The sequence below is a fragment of the Rhizobium sp. PP-CC-3G-465 genome (genome assembly GCF_004343445.1).
GTDB lineage: Bacteria > Pseudomonadota > Alphaproteobacteria > Rhizobiales > Rhizobiaceae > Ferranicluibacter > Ferranicluibacter rubi.
Genome location: NZ_SLYH01000057.1, coordinates 1 through 1,421 on the forward strand (window position 1 = coordinate 1; position 1,421 = coordinate 1,421).

Annotated in this window: 1 protein-coding gene; it reads right to left on the bottom strand. The window is 58.1% G+C overall.

The annotated features are described in order from the left end of the window. Positions 1–158: 158 nt before the first annotated feature. Positions 159–1,373 carry an IS701 family transposase gene (locus tag C8J33_RS26800; RefSeq protein ID WP_132443241.1) on the bottom strand — a complete coding sequence of 405 codons (1,215 nt, stop codon included), beginning with the start codon at positions 1,371–1,373 and terminating at the stop codon, positions 159–161. Positions 1,374–1,421 lie beyond the last annotated feature (48 nt).

Here is a 1,421-nt window from a genome sequence, read left to right on the forward strand (position 1 = left end):
CTAGCATTACAGTTGCGATTTTGATTTCAAGTGAGCGCGTCGAGAGTTAGCTTGATGCGCTCGTCTCCAGCATGACCATGCGATGACATAGGCAGGCTTTATGCGCCTCTGGGCAAGCTTATTAGTAATGCGTCGGACCTCCTGGATGGACCAGCGGATCAGATCTTGATGGTCGGCATCCGCGGTCTTTTTTGGGGCGCCGCGTCATTGGCGCGATATCGGATCACAGCCATCATTGCGAAGGCGAGCATGACGAGAGAGACATGGCGATGCCAGCCATGCCAAGAGCGGGTCTCGTTGTGATCGAGGCCGAGTTCGTTCTTGGCGGTCTCGAAGCTGTCTTCGATCGCCCAGCGATGGCCCTCGACGGAAACGAGCGTTTGGATGCCTGTTCCGGCTGGGCACCAGGTCGTGAAGAATGCAAGATCACCGTCGCTGATGTTGCGCCGAATAAGGAGCCCACGGGTCCAAAGCCCGGTTTCCGTCTCGTTATATTCGTCTGCGTTGAGATCGGCCAGTTCGCAATAGGCCCAGTCATGAAGCCGTGCGCCTTTGGTACCGTCACCGGCGGACAGACGTTGCCACGCATCTGGGTCAAGATCGCGAGCGATCTCCTGGGCCGTGCCTGCGACCGCAGGCTTACCCGACCAAGAGCCGAAATGATGGTCCGATTTAACGCCCAAAACATACCCTTTGCAGGCGCGGCGCAGGGCTCCTTCGACGTCCCCGACGCCATACACGGCATCCGCAGCCACCCATGAAAACGGCACATTGGCGACCAGCGCACGCTCGATCATATCGACGGCAAGGGCTGGCTTGGTGGCGAACGTTACAGCTTCAGGAACATGAGCGACCGCAAGTCTCGCGGGGTCGCTGGTCCAACTCTTGGGCAAGTAGAGGGCTCGATCGATAAAGGCATGCCCGCGAGCTGACACATAGGCGGCGAACACACCGATCTGGCAGTTCGTTATCTTGCCCACTGAGCCTGTGTATTGACGCGAAACTCCGCAGGATGTCTTACCCTGCTTGAGAAAACCGGTCTCATCGATGACAAGGACCGCATCATCTGCGGCAAGGTGCTCGATGACATACCCTCGCACGATATCGCGGAGTTCGTCGGCTTCCCACCGGCCGCGACCCAGGATGGCTTGTTGCTTCCAAGGGCCTGAATCACCAGCCGCCTCAGCCCGCATCCAGCCCGTCTTACGGCGCTCGTCCCCCAATAAGCCATCCAGGAAACGGTTCGCCGAAGCTGCAACGCGCTCCTGCGTAAACAGCCCGCGCATACGAGCCTTCACGTCTCGCAGCGACGATGCCCACAGTTCCAACGTCGTCTCGATTGATGCACCCACCATCCATGACCTCCGAATCATGGAGACCTATAGATTCAGAGCTATCGGAAAATCGCAACTGTAATGCTA

Excerpts from the sequence above, each read along its gene's own strand:
- C8J33_RS26800 (WP_132443241.1), bottom strand. The coding sequence starts at position 1,373 with ATGATTCGGAGGTCATGGATGGTGGGTGCATCAATCGAGACGACGTTG.